Here is a 14,874-nt window from a genome sequence, read left to right on the forward strand (position 1 = left end):
TATGCTACTATGGTAGCACCGGAGATTGAGGGGTGTTTCTTTCATCGGGAGTGAAGGGCATGGAGACCGATACCATTGCAGCCATTGCCACCCCCTTGGGGGAAGGGGCCATTGGTATTGTTCGCGTCAGCGGGCCTGATGCCATTCCGATTGTGAACAAGCTGTTTCGCGGCAAGGACTTGACGGCGGTGGCCAGCCATACGATCCATTACGGCCATCTGGTGGATCCGGCGACGGAGGAGACGGTGGAGGAAGTGCTCGTCGCGGTGATGCGTGCCCCCCGCACCTATACGCGGGAGGATGTGGTGGAGATCAACTGTCATGGCGGCATCGTGACGACAAGTCGCGTGCTTCAACTCGTGCTGGACCATGGGGCGCGCCTGGCCGAACCGGGGGAGTTTACGAAGCGTGCCTTTCTGAACGGCCGCATTGACTTGGCCCAGGCCGAAGCGGTGATGGATCTGATCCGGGCCAAGACGGACCGGGCCATGGCGGTGGCCTTGCAGCAGATGGAGGGGCGCCTGTCGCAGCTTGTGCGCAGCCTGCGCCAGCGCATCGTCGAGCTCTTGGCCCACATCGAGGTTACCATCGACTACCCGGAGCACGACGTGGAGGAGGTGACCCGGGACCTCCTGCTCAAACGGTGTCGGGAGATCGGCGCGGAGGTTGACCGCCTGCTCGAGACGGCGCGCCAGGGCAAGATCCTCCGGGAAGGGGTGGCCACGGCGATCGTCGGCCGGCCCAATGTGGGCAAGTCGTCGCTGCTGAACGCCCTGGCCCATGAGGCGCGGGCCATCGTCACCGACATTCCCGGTACCACGCGCGACCTGATCGAGGAGCAGGTTAACGTGCGCGGCATTCCCCTGCGCCTCATCGACACGGCGGGGATTCGCGACACGGAGGACCTGGTTGAGCGCATCGGCGTGAACCGGGCACGCGAGGTGCTCAAAACGGCCGACCTTGTTCTCCTCGTTCTCAACCACAATGAACCGCTCACCGACACCGACCGACAGCTGATCGACATGACCCGATCCCTCAACACCATCGTGGTCGTCAACAAGGCGGATTTGCCGCGGCGCATCGAGCTGGAGGAGGTGCAGGCGGCCTTTGCCGATCGGCCGGTGGTCCTGACATCAATGCGCACGGAAGAAGGCCTCGACAAGCTGGAGGACGCCATTGCCCGGCAGTTTTACACCGGAAACGTGCCGTCCGGCGACCTCACCTACGTGTCGAACGCCCGCCACATCCGCCTCTTGCGCGAGGCGCGCCAGGCGTTGGACGAGGCCGTCGCCGGCGTGGAGGCCGGCGTTCCCGTGGACACGGTGGCCATCGACCTGAAGCGCTGCTTCGATCGGTTGGGCGAGATCATTGGCGAGACGGCGTCGGACGAGCTGATCGACCAGATTTTCCGCCAGTTCTGCCTCGGCAAGTGACGCGGCGCCGCAGCGGGACGCGGAAAAAGGAGGGATGGGCATGACGACCACCTATTTTGCCGGGGAATACGACGTGATCGTTGTCGGGGCCGGGCACGCCGGGTGCGAGGCGGCGCTCGCCGCTGCCCGGCTGGGGTGCCGGACCTTGGTGCTCACGCTCAACCTGGACACGATTGCCCTCATGCCGTGCAACCCGTCGATCGGGGGGCCGGCCAAGGGGCACGTGGTGCGGGAGATCGATGCCCTCGGTGGGGAGATGGGGCGCAACATCGACAAGACGTACATCCAGATGCGCATGCTCAACACCGGCAAGGGACCGGCCGTCCGCGCGCTGCGGGCCCAGGCCGACAAGGCGCTCTACATGCGCGAGATGAAACGGACGCTGGAGCGGACGCCCAACCTGACGCTCCGCCAGGCGATGGTGGAGCGGCTGATCGTCGAAAACGGCGTGTGCACCGGCGTGGTGACACGCACCGGTGCCGAGTACCGTGCCAAGGCCGTTGTGCTCACCACGGGAACGTACCTGCGCGGCAAGGTGTATATCGGCGACCTGTCCTATGAGAGCGGGCCCAACAACATGCAGCCGGCCAACCGGCTGTCGGAAAACTTGATGGAGCTGGGATTTGAGCTGGCTCGCTTCAAAACGGGGACCCCGCCGCGCCTCTACGGCCCGTCGATCGATTACAGCAAGACGGAGATCCAGCCGGGGGATCCGGGGCCGCTGGCGTTTTCCTATGAGACGACGAGCTTCGTCCCGGTGGAGGAGCAGTTGCCCTGCTGGTTGACCTACACGAATGCCCGGACCCACGAGATCATCCAGGCCAACCTCCACCGTGCGCCGATGTATTCGGGGATGATCGAGGGCATCGGGACGCGCTACTGTCCGTCCATCGAGGACAAGGTGGTGCGCTTTGCCGACAAGCCGCGCCACCAGATCTTCCTCGAGCCGGAGGGGCGAAACACGGAAGAGGTGTACGTGCAGGGACTGTCCACCAGCCTGCCCGAGGATGTGCAGCTGGAGATCCTGCGCACCATCCCCGGGCTGGAGAAGGCGGAGCTGATGCGTCCCGGCTACGCTATCGAGTATGACGTGATCCTGCCGACGCAGCTGTGGCCGTCGCTGGAGACAAAGCTCGTGGAAAACCTGTTCACTGCTGGGCAGCTGAACGGGACGTCGGGATACGAGGAGGCGGCCGGGCAGGGCCTCATGGCTGGCATCAACGCCGCGCGCAAGGTGCAGGGAAAAGAGCCGGTAATTCTCGACCGATCGCAGGCGTACATCGGTGTGATGATCGACGACCTGGTGACAAAGGGGACCAACGAGCCGTACCGCCTGCTCACGTCGCGTGCCGAGTACCGCCTCCTTCTGCGTCACGACAACGCCGACCTGCGCCTGACCGAGCTTGGGTATCGGATCGGGCTCATCTCCGAGGAGCGCTATCGCCGTTTTCTGAGGAAAAAGCAGCTTATCGAGGAGGAACTGACGCGGTTGCGCGAGACAACGCTGCGGCCCGATGCAGTCACACAGGAGAAGCTGAGAGCCCTGGGGACGACGGAGATCCAAAACGTGACCTCCCTCGAGACGCTGCTGCGCCGGCCGGAGGTGACCTATGCGCACATCGCCGAACTGGCGCCGCCGCCCCACGAGCTGCCGCCGGAGGTCACGGAGCAGGTGGAGATCCAGGTCAAGTACGCCGGCTACATCGCCAAGCAGATGGCCGAAGTAGAGCGCATGCGCAAATTGGAGGCCAAGCGCATCCCGCCGGACATCGATTACTTTAAAATTCCGGGGTTGGCTTATGAAGCGCGGGAGAAGCTGAGCAAGATTCGCCCGCTCAACATCGGGCAGGCGTCGCGCATCTCCGGCGTCAACCCTTCCGACATCTCCGTTCTCTTGGTCTATCTGGAACAGAGGAAAAAAGGGGCGTAGGGGCATGGCCTTTGACTTGACGGAAGCACTCGCCGAGCGCGGGTGGACGCTTACCGCGGCCGAGCGGGAGGCCTTTGATCGCTACTATCGCCTGCTGGTGGCATGGAATGAACGCGTCAACTTGACGGCGATCACCGATCCGGAAGGTGTGGCGCTGAAGCACTTTTACGACTCGCTGACGCCCGCCTTCCACGTGGACTTCTCCGGGATCTCGTCGCTGGTGGACATCGGCAGTGGGGCAGGTTTTCCCGGCCTGCCCCTTAAACTTCGCTTTCCGCACCTGGCCCTCACCATCGTGGATTCCCTCAAGAAGCGGATTGCCTTTTTGGAGGAGGCGGTGCGCCAGCTGGGCCTTACCGGCGTGACCCTGATCCACGGCCGGGCGGAGGCGGTGGGGCGCGATCCCGCGCACCGCGAGCGGTATGACATGGCCATCGCGCGCGCGGTGGCGCGATTGAATGTGCTCAGCGAGCTGTGTCTGCCCTTTGTCCGCGTGGGCGGTCTGTTTGTTGCCATGAAGGGGGCCGACGTGGAAGAAGAGGTGCAAGAAGCGCAGACTGCCCTTGTCGCCTTGGGCGGAGCACTGGAACGGATCGAGCGCTTCACGTTGCCGGCCAATGGCGGAGGACGAACCCTCCTGTTTATCGCCAAGCGTGCGCCAACGCCTTCGGCCTATCCGCGCAAGCCGGGCGTGCCGGAGAAAAAACCCCTTCGCTGAGGGAGAAGGCCCCGATGTTTCACGTGGAACAGCGCGGGCAGTCGCTACCGGCAAAAGGAATTTCAAGACGGGGCGCCGAATAGGTAACGGGGTGAATTACACGGTAGGTGGTGCAGAGATGCGGGACCAGCTCACGCGGTGGTTTGGCTTCGCCGAGAAAACCAACGCGGAAGAAGTGCGTCAGCTGCCGGTCGATCAAATCGAACCCAATCCGTTTCAACCCCGTACGGTGTTTGATGATGAGAAGATCGAGGAATTATGCCAGACCATTCGCACCCATGGCGTGATTCAGCCCATCGTGGTCCGGGAAAAGGACGGCCGCTACGAATTGATTGCCGGGGAACGGCGCTGGCGGGCGGTAAAGAAGCTCGGCCTTGCCACCATTCCGGCCATCGTGAGGCAGATGACCGATGCCCAGGCCGCCTCGGCCGCCCTGATCGAAAACCTGCAGCGGGAAGGGTTGACAGCCATTGAGGAAGCGGCCGCCTATCAGCAGCTGATCGAGTTGCACGGCCTGACCCAGGAGAGCTTGGCCCAGCGCCTTGGCAAGGGCCAGTCAACCATCGCCAACAAGCTGCGCCTCCTTTCGCTTCCCGAGTCGGTGCAACGGGCCCTGTTGGAGCGGAAGATCACGGAGCGCCACGCGCGCGCGCTGTTGCCGTTGAAGGATGAAGCGCTGCAGTTGAAGGTGTTGAAGGAGATTTTGGACAAGGAGCTCAACGTGAAGCAGACCGAGCAGCGCGTCGCGGCATTGCTGGGCAGGACCGCGCGCCGGCCCAGAGCCAAGCGGAAGGCGTTTTCGCGCGACCTGCGTTTGGCCATCAACACCCTGCGGCAGTCGATCGACCTTGTCTTGCAATCGGGACTTCCCATTGAGACGAACGAGGAGGACGGCGAAGAGTATTACCAATTCATCATCCGCATTCCCAAGAACCGACCCGGGAAATAGCGAAAAAGCGACCGGATGCGTCGCTTTTTCTTCGTTTCGGATCATCCGTACGGTAAAATGGGGACGGATCCCACTGGGACACTTCAAGCGTTTCGGAAAGGAGACCGGAGAGCGGGGATGGGCAAGATCATAGCCGTGGCCAACCAGAAGGGCGGTGTGGGGAAGACGACAACGTCCGTCAACCTGGGCGCGTGCCTGAGCACGTTGGGGAAGAAGGTGCTCCTTGTTGACATCGATCCGCAGGGCAACACCACGAGCGGCATCGGCATCAACAAGGCCGATGTGCAGTACTGCATCTACGATGTGCTCATCAACGACATCAATCCATTGGATGCCATTCTGCCGACTAACCTTAAGGGCCTTGACGTCATTCCGGCCACCATTCAACTGGCGGGGGCCGAGATTGAGCTTGTACCGGTGATCTCGCGGGAGGTGCGGCTGCGCAAGGCCCTCGGCGTGGTGCAAGACCGCTATGACTACATTCTGATCGATTGTCCGCCCTCCTTGGGCATTCTAACCGTCAACTCGCTGACGGCGGCCGACTCGGTCATCATTCCCATTCAGTGCGAATATTACGCCCTGGAGGGGCTGAGCCAGCTGCTCAACACGATTCGTCTGGTGCAGAAACACCTCAATCCCGACCTGCGCATCGAAGGCGTCCTCTTGACCATGCTCGACGCGCGCACCAATTTGGGGCTGCAGGTGATCGAAGAAGTGAAAAAGTATTTTAAGGACAAGGTCTACCGCACGATCATCCCACGGAATGTGCGCTTGAGCGAGGCGCCGAGCCATGGCCAGCCCATTATCACCTACGATCCGAAGAGTCGGGGGGCGGAAGTGTACATGGAGCTGGCGAAGGAAGTGATCGAGCGTGGCTAAGCGGCTGGGCAAAGGATTGGAGGCCCTGATTCCCCAGCTCAATACCGATGAGCATGACACGATCACCGAGATCCCCATCGACGAGCTCCGGCCCAATCCCTACCAGCCGCGCCGGGTGTTTGATGAGGCGGCCCTTGCGGAACTGGCCCAATCCATTCGTGAGCATGGCGTCGTCCAGCCGATCATCGTGCGGAAGGGCATCAAGGGTTACGATATCGTGGCCGGGGAGCGGCGTTGGCGGGCGGCGAAGTTGGCCGGCTTGACGAAGATTCCGGCCGTCATCAAGGTGTTCACGGAAGAACAGGTGATGCAGGTTGCGCTGATCGAAAACCTGCAGCGGGAAGACCTCAACCCCATTGAAATCGCGCAGGCGTACCAGAAGCTCATGGAAACCTTCAAGCTGACACAGGAGGAACTGGCGCAAAAGGTGGGCAAGAGCCGCCCCCACGTGGCCAACTTCTTGCGCCTGCTCACGTTGCCCAAGGTGATCCAGGACGATGTTTCACGTGGAACATTGTCCATGGGTCATGCCCGCGCCCTCCTTGGCGTGGAGGACGACGCCACGCGGATGGAGTTGGCCAAGCAGGCGGTCCGCGAACAGTGGAGCGTGCGCGAACTGGAAGCGCGCGTGCAGCGGTTGCGCGCGGCGAAGGAGAGGGCGCAGAGCAAGCGGAGGGCTGCGGTGAAAGCGGATCGCGATCCGGTGGTGGCACGGTACGAAGATGCGTTGCGCGCGCATATCGGCACGGCGGTCAAGATTCGGCAAATGCAACACAGGGGCAAAATCGAAATCGAGTACCTGTCGCGGGAGGACCTGGACCGCATTGTGGCGTTAATCGTGGGCCGGAGCGCCGAGTGAGAAAGGAATTTCGTGGGCGGAAGGAGGGGCAGGATGACGCGCACCATCCGCTATCTGGACAATGCCGCCTCGACGTGGCCCAAGCCGCCGGGCGTTGCCGAGGCGATGAAGGCGTGTGTGGAGGCCTTTGCTGCCAATCCCGGGCGCGGCGGGCACGAGCTGGCGCAAAAGGCCGCCCGCGTGGTGGCCCAGGCTCGCACCTATTTGGCGCGGCTCTTTGGCGTGCGCGATCCCCGTGACCTTTTCTTTTTTGCCAATGCGACACAGGCCTTGAACCAGGCCCTGAAGGGGTACCTGCGCCCGGGGGATCATGTGGTGGCCTCGGCCGTGGAGCACAATTCGGTTCGCCGCCCGCTTGAGCATCTGCGCCGCACGCGGGGGGTGGAGGTGACGTATGTGCCGCCCCGGGAAGACGGCTTGTTTGCCGCCGACGACTTTCTCGCCGCGCTTCGGCCGAACACGCGGCTGGTCGCCGTCACCCACGCTTCCAACGTGACCGGTGTGATTCTACCGGTGGCGGACATCGGCGAGCGCTTGCGACCGCGCGGGGTCCCGCTTCTGGTGGATGCCTCGCAGACGGCCGGCGTGTTGCCCATCGACGTGACGGCCATGAACATTGCCCTGTTGGCCTTTCCCGGGCACAAGGGGCTGTATGGGCCCCAAGGGACGGGCGGATTGTATGCCGCGCCCGACCTGGACCTCGAACCGCTCCTGCATGGGGGCACGGGCAGCCATTCTGAAGACATTGACCAACCGGCGGTTCGCCCCGAACGCTACGAAAGCGGAACCCTCAACACCCCAGGCATTGCCGGGCTGCTCGAGGGGGTCAAATTTGTGTTGGCCACGGGCGTGGAAACCATTCACCGCCACGAATGGGGGCTGGCGCGGGAGACAATCGAGCGGCTGAGGGCCATTCCCGGCGTGCGTGTGTACGGGCCTCCTCCTTCGGTTGAACGGGTTGGCGTGGTTTCGTTTACGGTCTCCGGCGTCGATCCGGCGGAGGTGGCCGCCATTTTGGATCGCGAATATGGGATTGCGGTGCGCGCCGGTTTCCACTGCAGTCCCCTCGGCCACGAAGCGGTCGGGACCGGTGACCGGGGGACGGTGCGGGCCAGCTTCGGCTACTTTAATGGCCCCGATGACGTGGAGGCGCTGGCGGCAGCCGTGCGCGAGATTGCCGAAGCCTTTTCCTGACGAGGAGCGTACGGGAGACCAGACCGCGGGGAGCGGACGGAGGTATGGAGGATGGCGCTATGGGGAACAGTGGTGAATGCCCTTTCCATTGTCGCCGGAGCCGTGGTGGGGGTTTGGTTTTCCGGGATGCCGGAGCGTCTTCGCCAAACGTTGATGCACGGGTTGGGGTTGGCGGTGGCGGTGATCGGGCTCAAAATGGCGCTGGAGATGGATCGGCCCCTTGTGGTGATTGCCAGCTTGGTGATCGGCGGGGCCATCGGCGAGGGGTTGCGCCTGGAAGATCGGCTGCAGCAGGCGGGAGCCCGGTTGGAAGCGTGGTTCGGACGGGGACGGGGGGACATCGCCACCGCCTTTGTGACCGCGGCGCTGGTCTACTGCATTGGCCCGATGGCCGTGCTGGGGGCGTTGGAGAGCGGCTTGCGCGGGAACCATGCGGTGCTGTACCTGAAGGCGGCCCTCGATGGGATTACGGCGGTTATGTTCAGCGCGACGATGGGCATCGGCGTCATCTTCGCGGCGGTGGCCGTGTTGGTCTACCAGGGGGTGATCGCCCTCAGCGCCCACGCCGTCGCCGCCATCGTGCCGGATGTGATGCTGCAGGCCATGGTTGGGGAGCTGACGGCGGTTGGGGGCTTGTTGATTGCGGGGATAGGCATCAACCTGTTGGGCCTACAAAGAATTCGTGTGGGCAACCTGTTGCCGGCGCTGGTCATCGCTGTCCTGAGCGTGCCCGTGCTGCCGGTTGTGGAAGCGGGGTTTCGGGTGATCCGTGAGGGACTGGGGTTCTGAATCGGTGTACGAGCGACCATGGGGCTTTGTGGTGAATCCGCTGGCCGGAGGTGGACGCGGCAGGCAGGTGTGGTGCGCCCTCGAACGACTGCTGGTGTGCACGAAGGTGCCGTACCGCGCGTGGATCACCCAGCGACCGGGTGAGGCGGTCACCCTGGCCCGAGAAGCGGTGCGGCGCGGGGTGAGAGCGGTGGTGGCCATCGGCGGCGATGGTACGGTGCACGAGGTGGTCAATGGCATGTGGGAGACAGGCGTGCCGCTCGGCTGTGTGCCGGCCGGTTCGGGGAACGATTTTGTCCGCGCCTTGAAGATTCCCGATGAACCCGCCGCGGCCTGGAACCGGTTGTGCGCCTTCCACGTGCGTTCCCTCGACCTCGTTCGCGTCAACGGCGAGATCGTGGTCAATGCGGCGGGCATTGGACTTGACGGCACGGTGGCGGCGGTGGTCAACCGGTCGCCGTACAAGCGGTGGCTCAATTGGCTGCGCATCGGAAAAGCGGCCTACGTCGTCGGCCTGTTGCACGTGCTGGCCCGCTATGAACCGCTGTCCGCAACCCTCGACGTGGACGGTCGCGCCTTGCGGTTTCCCCGTACCTGGCTGGTGGCGATAAGCAACCTGCCGTTCTATGGCGGCGGCATGAACATTTGTCCCCTTGCCGCCGGCGACGATGGCCAGCTGGATGTGTGCGTGGTGAGCGGAATCGGTGCGGGCCGCCTGCTGCGGTTGTTTCCGCGCGTGTTTCGGGGCCGGCACATCGACGATGCGGCCATCACTCTGTTGCGGGGCAAGGAGATTCGCTTGAGTTTGGCGCGTCCGTTGCCGGGTCACTTGGATGGCGAGCTCACCGTAGCCGCTACGTGGACCGCCCAGGTGTTGCCGCGCGCGCTCAAGGTGCTCTGACGAAAAGCGGATTCTCGCGAGCGGGAGAAAAAAGAAAGAGGCTGCCGTTAGGAGAGAGCGGCAGTCTCTTTTTGTTGCCAGCGGCGGACGGCGTGGAGGATGGCTTCCGCCATCACGTCGGCCATTTTCATCACCACCGACAGGCGTGTGTTTTGCAAGACGAAGTATTCCATAAACCCGCCGACGTTGACGATGCCGGTCATGTGAAGGGAACCGACGGGCGGAAGGTTTTTCTGTACGCCGGCACCGGGTTTCACCGGTCCCTCGTCGAGGGTAATGGTTCCGACATGCTGGAATTGGCCGAGACAGGCATCAAGGGCGAGGATGTACGGGTCGCGGTGGGTGCGGGAAATGCGGCCGATGGTTTCCACCAGGTTGACAGCGTGGACAGGGTGGTCCAGCGTGCCGTACACCGGGATAGGGGCCGGGAGGTGGCGCGCCAGTTTGCTGCCGACCAGGGGACCCAGGGCGTCGCCGGTTGACCGGTCGGTACCGATGCACAGGATAATCAGTTCTTTTTGTCGGACATCCTGCATAAATGTGTGCAGCAGGTGATGGGATAAGCAGTCCACGGCCCGTTCGTCGAGGTAGTCCACCTTTACAGGGAAACGGCGCTCCAGCGCGTTGCGAAGTGGTTTCATGGTGCCCTCCGGAAAAAGGGTAGTATTCCCAGTATACAGCGGAAACGCACTGGATATACCTGCGCACACCGCTGGAGGTGGGGCCGGCTTGTGGGAGGGGTTGGGGTGTGGAAGCGTGGTCTATCCATCGGCTGTACCATCATTGGCACGACCATCGGGGCTGGATTTGCGTCGGGGCGTGAAATTTGGGAGTTTTTCGCCTCCTATGGGCCCGCCGGGGCTGCGGGCATTCTGTTGGCCATGGCCCTGTTTGTCACCGCGTGCGCGCTTCTGTTGCGATTGGGCCAGCGGGTTGGGGACGGGCGGGCCCGCTCGGTGTTGACGGCGCTGATGGGACCGTGGTGGGCGCGCCTCTGCGAGGGGATGTTGCTGGCCCATTGGTTTTCCCTCAGTGCGGTTATGTTTGCGGGCAGCGGCGTCACGGTGGCCCAGTGGGGTGGCACATACCGATGGGGGGTCGTTGTCATCGCGGTGCTGGTGTGGGTGATGGTCAGTTTGGGCCTCACTGGCGTGCTGGCCATCAATCTGATCGTCACCCCGCTGCTCATTGGGGTGCTGGGCGCGGTGGTGAGCATCGCGCTGTGGAATGCGCCGTTGCAGCCGGAGCCCCCGCCGGTCTCCCTGCCCGTGTGGGGTTCGGCGGTGGTGTACGCTGCCTTGAATGTGTCGCCCTTGGTTGCCGTTCTCGCCCAGCTCGGCTCGTCCATCCGGCGAACGGGGGAGATCGCGGTGGCCGCCGGGACGAGCTATGTGGTGCTCGCCGGGCTGGCCCTGCTGTACAACGCTGCGCTGCTGAATTCCGGCCCGGAGATGGAGGCGATGGACATCCCCCTGTTTTGGTTGGCCCGTTTCTTGCCTCCGCAGGCAGCCCTGGTCGTCACCGCCGTCTTGTGGCTGGCCCTCTTCACCACAGCGATCAGCGGAGTCTACGGGTTGACCAGACGGCTGTCCGAAAGCACGGGACGTTCACCGGCGGCGGTGGCCCTGGTGCTCACGGTATTGGTGGCCCTGGTGAGCCAGTTCGGATTTGCCCGCCTCGTCGCCATCTTCTATCCGCTCTTCGGTCTATGCAATTTGGCGCTGCTTGCGCGGGTGCTGGCCTATCCGCTAGCATTAGAGACGAAGCGGCCGACCTAGGCCGGTTGCGGGCAAGCGCATGCTTCTGCGGAGGGGGAACAGCCACATGGATTGGGCGGTGGAGCAATGGACGCAATTTGATGCGTGGTATCAGAAGCTGTTTCGCTCGCTCTATGCCGCGGTGGCCAATCCCGACTTGTGGTTGCACGTGGTCACGGTCGGCGTGAAGATCTTGGCCATCCTTGTCGGCACGCATTTGGCTGTTCGCCTGGCCCGCACGGTGATCGAGCGCCTCGTTGAACAACGGGACAAGGGGCGCATCGCCATCAACGAACGGCGTCTGCGCACGATGGCCTCGTTGATGGTCAACGTTGCCACCTATACGCTGTATTTCCTGGCGATGCTGCTCGTGCTCGGGCAGTTGGGATTTGACCTGCGCCCCATTCTGGCGGGCGCCGGTGTGGTGGGACTGGCTGTCGGCTTTGGCGCGCAGAACCTTGTGCGTGACGTGATCACCGGCTTTTTCATCATTTTCGAGGACCAGTTTGCCGTTGGCGATGTCATCCAGGTCGGCCAGTACAAGGGCACCGTAATCGAAATGGGGCTTCGCGTGACGAAAATCCGCAGCTGGACCGGCGAGGTGCACATCATCCCCAACGGGCGCATCACCGAGGTGACCAACTTCTCCGTGGCCAACGCCCTGGCCGTGGTCGACGTGGGCCTGGCGTACGACATCGACGTGGACAAGGCCATGCGCGTGCTGCGCGAGGAGGTTCTCGAACAGGCCCATCGAGAGCTTTCGGATCTCATTGCCAAACCGGAGGTCCTCGGGGTCGAGCAGTTTAGTCCCTCGGGGATGATGCTCCGGGTGGTGGCCGAGTGCAAGCCCAACACGCAATTTGCCGTGGCCCGCGCGATGCGGCAGATGATCAAGGAGGCCTTTGACCGACACGGCATCCCCATCCTGCAGCCGCACATGGTTATGGTTCAGCGTACGTCTCCACAGGCGTGACACGTGGCCACACCCTGGGGTATAATGAACCCCAATCAGGCCAAAACACAGGCAAGCCGGGAGGTGCGGGCCCAACGTGCAGGCGTGAGGCCGAGTGCCATGGAGCGCAAGCGGTTCGGACTGGGTGACATTGTGGAAATGAAAAAACCCCATCCCTGCGGGACGAACGAGTGGGAAGTGATCCGCATGGGGATGGACATCCGCATCAAGTGCCGGGGCTGCGGCCACAGCGTGCTGATGCCCCGTCTGAAGTTTGAGCGGAAATTGAAGCGCGTGCTGGTGCCGAAGAACACCCCCGATGCCCTGTAAGCGGGGGTGTTCACTGTGTTGGGGTACTGCGCGGGCGCACCTTGCCATGGCCGGTCCAGCCTTCTATACTGATGCCGTGACCTTGCGAGAAGGAGTGACACCGATGGGTTTGCGCGCGGGGATTGTCGGCTTACCCAATGTTGGCAAGTCGACGCTGTTCAACGCCATTACACGGGCGGGGGCCGAAGCGGCCAACTACCCGTTCTGCACCATCGACCCGAACGTCGGCGTGGTGGACGTGCCCGACGAGCGGTTGCGGGTCCTCACGGAGATGTTCCACCCGCAACGCACCGTTCCCACGACCTTTGAGTTTGTGGACATTGCCGGGCTGGTGAAGGGGGCCAGCCAGGGAGAAGGACTGGGCAATAAGTTCCTGGCGCACATTCGTGAGGTGGACGCCATCTGCCACGTTGTGCGTTGCTTCGACGACCCCAACATCACCCACGTTGCCGGCAGCGTCGATCCGCTGCGCGACATGGAAACGATCAACCTGGAGCTGGTCCTGGCCGATCTGGAAACGGTGGACAAGCGCCTGGAGCGGGCCAAGCGCCAGTTGAAGACGGGAGAGAAAAAGGCGCAGGAGATGTACGCGCTTCTCGAACGGTTGCGGGCGCATTTGGAGAGCGGTCAGCCGGCGAGGAGCCTGGCCCTTACCGACGAGGAGCGGCTGGCGCTGCGCGAGTTGCATCTCCTGACGAGCAAGCCGGTCTTGTATGTGGCCAACGTCAGCGAGGCGGAGGCGGCGGGAGCCGACGCCAACCCGTACGTGGCCCAGGTGCGCCAGCGCGCGGCGGAAGAGGGGGCCGAGGTGATCGTCATCAGCGCCAAGGTGGAGGCGGAGATTGCCGAGCTCGACGGGGAGGATCGCGACCTGTTCCTTGCCGAGCTGGGGCTGGCCGAGTCGGGCCTCGACCGCCTCATTCGCGCCGCATACCGCCTCCTCGGCCTGATCACCTTTTTTACCGCCGGGGAGAAAGAGGTGCGGGCCTGGACCATCCGCGAGGGGACCAAGGCGCCCCAGGCGGCCGGCGTCATCCACAGCGACTTCGAACGCGGGTTCATCCGCGCCGAGGTGGTGGCGTACGACGATCTGGTGCGCGCCGGTTCAATGGCGCAGGCACGGGAGCAAGGCCTTCTGCGCCTGGAGGGCAAGGACTATGTGATGCAGGATGGCGACGTGGTCTATTTCCGGTTTAACGTGTAACCGGCGGAGGGCGGTTCCGGGGATTCCCGCCGGCGGTTGTCGGACGACAATCTTGTGTCGCCCTCCTTTTTCTGTTACACTGATGTAGCGTAAGTGAAGACAAGACACTCCTTGCTCCTTTCGGCGGAAAGGGGCCGTCAGTCCACAAGGAGGTGAACGGCATGCGGCAATACGAAGTGATGTACATCGTGCGCCCGGACCTCGACGAGGAGCGGACGAAGGAACTCGTCGAGAAGTTCCGCACGCTGGTCAACGAGAACGGCGGGGAAGTCACCAGCGTGGAGCCGATGGGAAAACGGCGGCTGGCGTACGAAATTGAGAAGTACCGGGAAGGCTACTATGTGGTGATGAAATTCCAGGGCCGCCCGGAAACGGTGAAGGAGCTCGATCGCGTGCTCAAGATCACCGACGGCATCCTGCGCCATCTCATCGTGCGCGAAGACGAGTAATCCGCCGGCGGGCGTGGCCAAGTTCGGCAGAGAACCCAGGGGATGGAGGGATCGGGGATGTTGAACCGGGTCATTCTGATCGGGCGCCTGACACACGACCCGGAGCTGCGGTATACGCCGAGCGGGGTGGCCGTCGCGTCATTTTCGCTGGCGGTGAACCGGCCGTTCACCAACCAGCAGGGGGAGCGCGAGACCGATTTCATCGACATCGTCGTGTGGCGGCAGCTGGCCGAAACGTGCGCCCAGTACTTGCGGAAGGGGCGGCTGGTGGCCGTGGAAGGACGCCTGCAGATCCGCACCTTTGAAAACCAGGAAGGGCGCCGCGTCAAGGTGGCCGAGGTGGTGGCCGACAACGTGCGCTTCCTTGAATCGAACGCGGCGGCGCAGGGCGGTCGAATGGACGCCCTTGAGGCGCCGGAGCGGCGTTCGACCCGGTTCGACGACGATCCCTTCGCCGGGGATAGCCAACCGATCGACATTTCTGACGACGATTTGCCGTTTTAATCGTCTCCGGTGGGAAAGGAGGGACG

16 protein-coding genes are annotated in these 14,874 nt (G+C 63.3%); 15 read left to right on the forward strand and 1 reads right to left on the reverse strand.

The window, feature by feature from the left end:
• Positions 1 to 59: 59 nt before the first annotated feature.
• The 9 genes from mnmE to ACYQ0Z_RS04695 all read left to right on the forward strand — a co-directional run bounded on the left by mnmE (position 60) and on the right by ACYQ0Z_RS04695 (position 9,652).
• Positions 60 to 1,433: a tRNA uridine-5-carboxymethylaminomethyl(34) synthesis GTPase MnmE gene (gene mnmE / locus ACYQ0Z_RS04655; RefSeq protein ID WP_459864794.1), complete on the forward strand. Its 1,374-nt coding sequence runs from the start codon at positions 60 to 62 to the stop codon at positions 1,431 to 1,433.
• A 40-nt stretch (positions 1,434 to 1,473) separates the two neighbouring features.
• Positions 1,474 to 3,363, forward strand: a complete 1,890-nt coding sequence (mnmG, locus tag ACYQ0Z_RS04660) for a tRNA uridine-5-carboxymethylaminomethyl(34) synthesis enzyme MnmG (RefSeq protein ID WP_459864796.1) — start codon at positions 1,474 to 1,476, stop codon at positions 3,361 to 3,363.
• Between the two features lie 4 nt (positions 3,364 to 3,367).
• Entirely contained in the window at positions 3,368 to 4,081 is a 714-nt protein-coding gene (rsmG, locus tag ACYQ0Z_RS04665) for a 16S rRNA (guanine(527)-N(7))-methyltransferase RsmG (RefSeq protein ID WP_459864799.1), read from the forward strand.
• 118 nt (positions 4,082 to 4,199) lie between these two features.
• On the forward strand, positions 4,200 to 5,030 hold the full coding sequence (noc, locus tag ACYQ0Z_RS04670; RefSeq protein WP_459864801.1) for a nucleoid occlusion protein: 831 nt from the start codon (positions 4,200 to 4,202) through the stop codon (positions 5,028 to 5,030).
• A 117-nt stretch (positions 5,031 to 5,147) separates the two neighbouring features.
• Complete coding sequence (locus ACYQ0Z_RS04675) at positions 5,148 to 5,909, forward strand: ParA family protein (RefSeq protein ID WP_459864803.1); 762 nt, start codon at positions 5,148 to 5,150, stop codon at positions 5,907 to 5,909.
• The gene (locus ACYQ0Z_RS04680) at positions 5,902 to 6,768 is read left to right on the forward strand and encodes a ParB/RepB/Spo0J family partition protein (RefSeq protein WP_459864805.1); all 867 of its coding nucleotides are present in this window, start codon (positions 5,902 to 5,904) and stop codon (positions 6,766 to 6,768) included. The genes ACYQ0Z_RS04675 and ACYQ0Z_RS04680 overlap by 8 nt, the downstream gene beginning before the upstream one ends.
• Positions 6,769 to 6,801: 33 nt before the next feature.
• Positions 6,802 to 7,962, forward strand: a complete 1,161-nt coding sequence (locus ACYQ0Z_RS04685; RefSeq protein WP_459864807.1) for an aminotransferase class V-fold PLP-dependent enzyme — start codon at positions 6,802 to 6,804, stop codon at positions 7,960 to 7,962.
• Positions 7,963 to 8,013: 51 nt separating this feature from the next.
• Positions 8,014 to 8,751, forward strand: coding sequence for a DUF554 domain-containing protein (locus ACYQ0Z_RS04690; RefSeq protein WP_459864810.1), 738 nt, complete (start codon positions 8,014 to 8,016; stop codon positions 8,749 to 8,751).
• A gap of 4 nt (positions 8,752 to 8,755) precedes the next feature.
• On the forward strand, positions 8,756 to 9,652 hold the full coding sequence (locus tag ACYQ0Z_RS04695) for a diacylglycerol/lipid kinase family protein (protein ID WP_459864812.1): 897 nt from the start codon (positions 8,756 to 8,758) through the stop codon (positions 9,650 to 9,652).
• Positions 9,653 to 9,699: 47 nt separating this feature from the next.
• On the opposite strand, the gene yyaC is transcribed toward ACYQ0Z_RS04695, so the two are convergent.
• Complete coding sequence (yyaC, locus tag ACYQ0Z_RS04700; protein WP_459864814.1) at positions 9,700 to 10,293, reverse strand: spore protease YyaC; 594 nt, start codon at positions 10,291 to 10,293, stop codon at positions 9,700 to 9,702.
• A gap of 105 nt (positions 10,294 to 10,398) precedes the next feature.
• Between yyaC and ACYQ0Z_RS04705 the strand changes: the two genes are divergently transcribed.
• From ACYQ0Z_RS04705 to ssb, 6 genes are all read left to right on the forward strand, one after another.
• Positions 10,399 to 11,430, forward strand: coding sequence for a YkvI family membrane protein (locus ACYQ0Z_RS04705; protein WP_459864816.1), 1,032 nt, complete (start codon positions 10,399 to 10,401; stop codon positions 11,428 to 11,430).
• Positions 11,431 to 11,476: 46 nt separating this feature from the next.
• Positions 11,477 to 12,382 (forward strand): mechanosensitive ion channel family protein, encoded by a 906-nt coding sequence (locus ACYQ0Z_RS04710; RefSeq protein WP_459864818.1) that lies wholly within the window; start codon positions 11,477 to 11,479, stop codon positions 12,380 to 12,382.
• Positions 12,383 to 12,481: 99 nt separating this feature from the next.
• Positions 12,482 to 12,691, forward strand: coding sequence for a DUF951 domain-containing protein (locus ACYQ0Z_RS04715; RefSeq protein ID WP_459864821.1), 210 nt, complete (start codon positions 12,482 to 12,484; stop codon positions 12,689 to 12,691).
• A gap of 103 nt (positions 12,692 to 12,794) precedes the next feature.
• Positions 12,795 to 13,895 (forward strand): redox-regulated ATPase YchF, encoded by a 1,101-nt coding sequence (gene ychF / locus ACYQ0Z_RS04720; protein WP_459864824.1) that lies wholly within the window; start codon positions 12,795 to 12,797, stop codon positions 13,893 to 13,895.
• Positions 13,896 to 14,056: 161 nt separating this feature from the next.
• Complete coding sequence (rpsF, locus tag ACYQ0Z_RS04725) at positions 14,057 to 14,344, forward strand: 30S ribosomal protein S6 (protein ID WP_459864826.1); 288 nt, start codon at positions 14,057 to 14,059, stop codon at positions 14,342 to 14,344.
• Between the two features lie 57 nt (positions 14,345 to 14,401).
• On the forward strand, positions 14,402 to 14,848 hold the full coding sequence (gene ssb / locus ACYQ0Z_RS04730) for a single-stranded DNA-binding protein (protein WP_459864829.1): 447 nt from the start codon (positions 14,402 to 14,404) through the stop codon (positions 14,846 to 14,848).
• Positions 14,849 to 14,874 lie beyond the last annotated feature (26 nt).

Source organism: Calditerricola yamamurae, from assembly GCF_054654135.1.

Excerpts from the sequence above, each read along its gene's own strand:
- yyaC (WP_459864814.1), bottom strand. The coding sequence starts at position 10,293 with ATGAAACCACTTCGCAACGCGCTGGAGCGCCGTTTCCCTGTAAAGGTG.
- ACYQ0Z_RS04710 (WP_459864818.1), top strand. The coding sequence starts at position 11,477 with ATGGATTGGGCGGTGGAGCAATGGACGCAATTTGATGCGTGGTATCAG.
- ACYQ0Z_RS04685 (WP_459864807.1), top strand. The coding sequence starts at position 6,802 with ATGACGCGCACCATCCGCTATCTGGACAATGCCGCCTCGACGTGGCCC.
- rsmG (WP_459864799.1), top strand. The coding sequence starts at position 3,368 with ATGGCCTTTGACTTGACGGAAGCACTCGCCGAGCGCGGGTGGACGCTT.
- mnmE (WP_459864794.1), top strand. The coding sequence starts at position 60 with ATGGAGACCGATACCATTGCAGCCATTGCCACCCCCTTGGGGGAAGGG.
- mnmG (WP_459864796.1), top strand. The coding sequence starts at position 1,474 with ATGACGACCACCTATTTTGCCGGGGAATACGACGTGATCGTTGTCGGG.
- ssb (WP_459864829.1), top strand. The coding sequence starts at position 14,402 with ATGTTGAACCGGGTCATTCTGATCGGGCGCCTGACACACGACCCGGAG.
- ACYQ0Z_RS04690 (WP_459864810.1), top strand. The coding sequence starts at position 8,014 with ATGGCGCTATGGGGAACAGTGGTGAATGCCCTTTCCATTGTCGCCGGA.
- ACYQ0Z_RS04715 (WP_459864821.1), top strand. The coding sequence starts at position 12,482 with ATGGAGCGCAAGCGGTTCGGACTGGGTGACATTGTGGAAATGAAAAAA.
- ACYQ0Z_RS04675 (WP_459864803.1), top strand. The coding sequence starts at position 5,148 with ATGGGCAAGATCATAGCCGTGGCCAACCAGAAGGGCGGTGTGGGGAAG.
- noc (WP_459864801.1), top strand. The coding sequence starts at position 4,200 with ATGCGGGACCAGCTCACGCGGTGGTTTGGCTTCGCCGAGAAAACCAAC.
- rpsF (WP_459864826.1), top strand. The coding sequence starts at position 14,057 with ATGCGGCAATACGAAGTGATGTACATCGTGCGCCCGGACCTCGACGAG.
- ychF (WP_459864824.1), top strand. The coding sequence starts at position 12,795 with ATGGGTTTGCGCGCGGGGATTGTCGGCTTACCCAATGTTGGCAAGTCG.